At 62.0% G+C, this 297-nt stretch carries 1 protein-coding gene; it reads right to left on the bottom strand.

From position 1 onward, the window contains the following. Positions 1-188: hypothetical protein (locus tag AC5ZGW_RS47845; RefSeq protein ID WP_496114364.1), on the bottom strand; the 188-nt coding region annotated here is incomplete at its 3' end. Between the last annotated feature and the right edge of the window lie 109 nt (positions 189-297).

The raw sequence follows: 297 nt of genomic DNA, 5'->3' as shown, positions 1-297 counted from the left end.
AGGCAGGGGTCGCAAGCTGGATCGCCTTCTACAACGATCGTCGCCTTCATCAGGCGCACGGCTATCGCACCCCGATGGCGGTCTGGCGCGAACGGATGCAGGCCGCGAAGGCTGTGGACATGACGGATGCAGGCCGCGAAGGCTGTGGACATGGTGGACAACGCTGCCGCGTTGAACCACATGCCCATCTGTGGACGCCCCGGTGGATGACAAGAAGAACCGTTCGATTAGGTGTTGCGCGTAGTCGGGTGCTGACATCTGTCCGGCCTTTATTGCGACCGTCATATGTCGCGGGCC

The organism is Bradyrhizobium sp. Crot121, from assembly GCF_059512385.1.
The sequence above is the reverse complement of the archived record's forward strand: the minus strand, read 5'-3'. Positions and strand labels throughout refer to the sequence as shown.